Here is a 5,450-nt window from a genome sequence, read left to right on the forward strand (position 1 = left end):
ACCCGACGACACCCCGGCCGCCAGACTCTCCAGACCCGCAACCAGTTCGCCACGCTCGGTGCCCAGCACGACGGCGCGATGCTCGAAGGCGGACCGGGTCGTCACCAACGACCGTCCCACCGCGGCAGGTTCCAGCTCCGGACGAGCCCGCACCCACTCCCGCAGCCGACCCGCCTGCGCGGTCAGACCCGCGGCGGAGCGCCCCGACACGAGCCACGCCCCGGCACCCGACACGACCGGCGCCTTGGCCGTCGCGCCCTGCCCGTCGGCCTCGCCTGCGCCGTCCTCGACGTCGCGTCCGGCCTCGGCCGGGGCCTCCTCCAGGATGACGTGGGCGTTGGTGCCGCTGATCCCGAACGAGGACACACCCGCACGGCGGGCGCGCTCCCCGGCCGGCCACGGCACCGCCTGGGTCAGCAGCCCCACCTCGCCCGCGGACCAGTCCACGTGCGGCGACGGCTCGTCCGCGTGCAGTGTCTGCGGCAACTCGCCGTACTGCAGCGCCAGGACCATCTTCATCACACCGGCCACACCGGACGCGGCCTGTGTGTGCCCGATGTTCGACTTCACCGAGCCCAGCCACAACGGCGGCTGCCCGCCCCGCTCCTGGCCGTAGGTCGCGAGCAGCGCCTGCGCCTCGATCGGGTCACCGAGCGTGGTGCCGGTGCCGTGCGCCTCGACGACGTCGACCTCGTCCGCGCCGATACCGGCGTTGGCCAGCGCGGCACGGATGACGCGCTGCTGCGAGGGGCCGTTCGGTGCCGTCAGGCCGTTGGAGGCGCCGTCCTGGTTGACCGCACTGCCGCGTACCACCGCCAGCACCCGGTGGCCGTTGCGCAGGGCGTCCGACAGCCGCTCCACGACGACCATGCCGGCGCCCTCGCCCATGCCCATGCCGTCGGCGTCGGCGGAGAACGCCTTGCAGCGACCGTCCAGGGCGAGCCCGCGCTGGCGGGAGAAGCCCACCATCTCCCATGGGGTCGCCATGATCGTGACACCGCCGACCAGCGCCAGCGAGCACTCGCCCGACCGCACGGCCTGGCTCGCCAGGTGCAGTGCCACCAGCGAGGAGGAGCATGCCGTGTCCACGGTCACCGCCGGGCCCTCCAGGCCCAGGGCGTAGGCGATGCGGCCGGACAGCACGCTGGTCGCGTTGCCGGTCATCAGGTGGCCCTCGAGGCCCGATGCTCCGTCTCCGGTCAGCGCCACGGCCATGCCGTAGCCCGAGCCGTAGCCGCCCGCGAACACGCCGGTGGAGCTGCCGCGCAGGGAGACCGGGTCGATGCCGGCCCGCTCCAGCGCCTCCCACGACACCTCCAGCAGCAGGCGCTGTTGCGGGTCGGTCGCCACGGCCTCGCGCGGGCTGATCCCGAAGAATCCCGCGTCGAAGTCCCCCGCTCCGGTGAGGAAGCCGCCCTGCTGGGTGTAGGACGTCCCGTCGTTGTCCGGGTCGGGGTCGAAGAGGCTCTCCAGGTCCCAGCCGCGGTCCTGCGGCACGCCGCCGACCGCGTCGCCGCCCGTGGCCAGCAGGTTCCAGAAGGCCTCCGGGCTGCTCGCACCGCCCGGGAACCGGCACGCCATGCCGACGATCGCCAGCGGCTCGCCGGGGTCGGCCTGGCCGGCGGTCGTCGCCGGGGCGGCGGTGACGACCGCGGCCCCCTGCGTCAGTTCTCCCGCGAGTTCCGTGCGCAGGTGTGCGGCGAGCACGACCGGGGTCGGGTAGTCGAAGATCAGGGTGGAGGGCAGCCGCAGCCCGGTCGCCGCGTTCAGGCCGTTGCGCAGTTCGACCGCGGTCAGCGAGTCGAAGCCCAGGTCACTGAAGGCCCGCCGGGCCTCGACGGCCTCGGCCGAGGCGTAGCCGAGGACCGCGGCCGCCTCGGCCCGCACCACGTCGGCGAGCACCCGCTCCTGCTCGGCCCGGCCGAGGCCGGCCAGCCGTCGCGCCAGCTCTCCGTCACCGCGCACCACGGTCTCGGATCCCGTGCTCGCGGCGGCCAGTTGCCGGATCTCGGGCAGGTCACGGACGAGGGGCATCTGCCGTACGTCGACCGCGCCGGGCACCGCGGCCAGTTGCGGCCAGTCGACGTCCATCACGGTCACGACCGGGTCGGGGCCGTCGAGGGCCTCGCCGAGCGCCCGCAGGGCGAGCTGCGGGTCCATCGCCGGCATGGGGCCCTGGGCCGTCCGGTTCCGTACGACGTCGCTCGACCCGGCCAGACCGCCGCCGGCCCAGGCGCCCCAGGCCACGGCGAGACCGGCCAGGCCGCGGGCCCGCCGGTTCTCGGCCACGGCGTCCAGGAAAGCGTTCGCCGCCGCGTAGTTGCCCTGGCCCGCGGCGCCCAGCGTGGCCGCCGAGGAGGAGAAGAGCACGAAGGCGTCGAGGTCCAGGCCGGACGTCAGCTCGTCGAGGAGGGCCGCGCCCATGGCCTTGGCCGACAGCGCGGTCTGCAGGCGCGGCGCGGACAGCCGGTCCAGCACGCCGTCGTCCAGGACGGCTGCGGTGTGCATCACCGAGGACACGGCGGGTCCCTCGGCCGCGGTCCGGGCCAGCACACCGGACAGGTCCGCACGGCTGCTCACGTCGCAGGCGACGATGTCGACCGCGGATCCTGCGGCGGCGAGTTCAGCGGCCAGGGCCGCGACGCCGGCTGCGGCGGGCCCGGAGCGGCTGGTGAGCACCAGGCGCGGCGCGCCGCGTCCGGTCAGCCACCGGGCGACGTGACCGGCGATCGCCCCGGTGCCGCCGGTGATCAGTACGCTGCCGCGCGGCGTCCAGGACGTTTCGGTGTCTCGGGGCTGTGCGGCGCGGGTCAGGCGGCGGCCGAGGATCCCGGCCGACCGGATCGCGACCTGGTCCTCGCCGCATCCGGCCAGGACTGCGGCCAGCCGGGCGCCGGCCCGCTCGTCGACGACGGCGGGCAGGTCGACCAACCCGCCCCAGCGTTCGGGGTGTTCCATGCCCACGACCCGGCCGAGGCCCCACGCCTGCGCCTGCACCGGGCCGGCGAGCACCTCGCTGGGCCCGGCGGCCACCGCGCCGCGGGTGAGGATCCACAGGGGTGCGTCGATGCCGGTGTCGCCGAGGGCCTGCACCAGGCTCAGGGTCGCCGCCAGTCCGACGGTGACGACGGGGTGTTCGGCGACCGGCGTCGCGTCGAGGGCGAGCAGCGACACCACTCCGGAGACGGCGGACGGCTCGGTGCCCTCCAGCGCCCGGCCGAGCAGGGCGGCCACGTCGGCGCGCTCCACAGCCGGAGCCTCGACCTCGGTCACGACGATTTCGGCGCCGCGGGCGCGCAACGCCGCCACACAGCCCTGCACCGTCTCGTCGCCGGCGGACCCGGCCAGTGCCACGACGAGCCAGGCGCCGGTCAACGCCCGGGGGTCGGTCTCGGGGACCGGGGCCCAGGTCACGCGGTAGCGCCAGTTCGCGGTGACCGAGCGGTCCCGCTCCCGGCGCCGCCACGACGCCAGCGCCGGCAGGATCTCACTGAACGGACGGGTGCTGTCGACCGCCAGTGTGTCGGCGATCTGCGCCAGGTCGCCGTTCTCGATGGCCGCCCACAGGCGCGCCTCGGCCGGTGTGCTCGCGCCGTCCCCGAGCGCGGCCGACGCCGACGTGGCCTGTCCCGCCCTGGCCTGTGTCCAGTAACGCTGGTGCTGGAAGGCGTAGGTGGGCAGTTCGACCCGGTCCGCGGTCGGCAGCAGTGCGGCCCAGTCCACGGCCGCCCCGTTGACGAACGCCCGCGCCAGACCGGTCAGCAGACCGCTCACGCCCTGCTCGTCACGTTCCTTGCGCCGCTGCAGCGGGACGAACACACCTTCGTCGCCGCCGGTTCCGGCGACCGCGTCCGGGCCCAGAGCGGACAGCGAACCGTCCGGACCGACCTCGATGAACACCGTCACGCCTTCGGCGGCCAGCGCCGCCAGCGCGTCGGCGAACCGCACCGCCTGCCGCGTCTGCGCAGGCCAGTACCCACCCTCGCACTCACCGACCAGCTCACCGGTCAGCGCGCCCGCCCACAGCACCTGCGGGCGCGCGTACGTCAACTCCGCTGCCACCGCGTCGAGTTCGTCCAGTACGGGATCCATGGCCGCCGAGTGGAACGCATGGCTGACCCGCAGCCGCCGCACCCGACGGCCCTTCTCACGCCAGTGCTCCACCAGCCCGTCCACGGCGGCGACCTCGCCGGAGATCACCACGGACTGCGGTCCGTTGACCGCCGCGATCGACACGTCCGGGGTCAGCCCCGGCTCCACCTCGGTCTCCGAGGCACCGATCGCCGCCATCGCCCCGCCGCCGGGCAGCGCCTGCATCAGGCGTGCACGAGCCGCGACCAGCTTGCACGCGTCGGGCAGCGACAGCACCCCGGCGACATACGCGGCCGCCACTTCTCCCACCGAATGCCCCACGACGGCGTCCGCCACCACACCTGCCGCCTTCAGCACGGCCGCGAGGCCGACCTCGAAGGCGAACAGACCCGCCTGCGCATACAGCGTCTGATGCGCAAGATCCTCATCGACGCCGTCCGCGCCCAGGACCACGTCCCGCACCGGCACACCGAGTTCCAGCTCGACCAGACCGCACACCCGGTCGAAGGCCTCGGCAAACACCGGACTGCCCTCGTACAGCCCCCGGCCCATCCCCGCCCACTGCGAACCCTGACCCGCGAAGACCAGTCCCACACGCGCAGCCCGCAGCGCGACCCCTGACACCGCCGACCCGGCGCAGGCCCCGGCGGCCAGGCTCTCCAGGCCGGCCACCAGCTCCTCACGGTCGCGGCCGCGCACCACGGCCCGGTGCTCGAACACCGACCGCGACACCGCAAGCGACCAGCCGACATCCGCGGTCTCCAGCTCGGGCCGCGTGGTCACCCATTCCCGCAGCCGCCCCGCCTGTGCGGCCAGTCCTTCCGCCGACCGGCCCGACACCACCCACACACCGGCACCCTCGGCGCCGACCACCGCAGGCTTGGCTGCCGACTCGGGCTCGGCGGCCGGCTCGGGCTTGTCGGCGCCCTCGTCAGGTTCACCCGCCGCCTGCTCGGGTTCGGCGTCCTCGGCCGGGGCCTCTTCCACGATGACGTGTGCGTTGGTGCCGCTGACTCCGAACGAGGACACACCGGCACGGCGCGGACGCTCTCCCGGGGGCCAGGACACCGCGTCGTTCAGCAGCCGTACGTCACCGGCCGACCAGTCGATATGGGGCGACGGCTCGTCCGCGTGCAGCGTCCGGGGCAGCTGCTGGTGCTGCAGCGCCAGCACCATCTTGATGACGCCCGCGACACCGGCCGCCGCCTGCGTGTGCCCGAGATTGGACTTCACCGAACCCAGCCACAACGGCTCCTGTTCGCCCCGGTCCTGGCCGTAGGTGGCGAGCAGCGCCTGCGCCTCGATCGGGTCGCCCAGCGGAGTACCCGTACCGTGCGCCTCCACCGCGTCCACATCGG

Annotated in this window: 1 protein-coding gene; it reads right to left on the minus strand. The window is 74.6% G+C overall.

All coding sequences use genetic code 11. From position 1 onward, the window contains the following. A partial coding sequence (locus AB0H32_RS46500) for a beta-ketoacyl synthase N-terminal-like domain-containing protein (RefSeq protein WP_361135225.1) occupies positions 1–5,450 on the minus strand: 5,450 nt, incomplete at both ends.

The organism is Streptomyces sp. NPDC020362, assembly GCF_040642095.1.
Classification (GTDB): Bacteria; Actinomycetota; Actinomycetes; order Streptomycetales; family Streptomycetaceae; genus Streptomyces.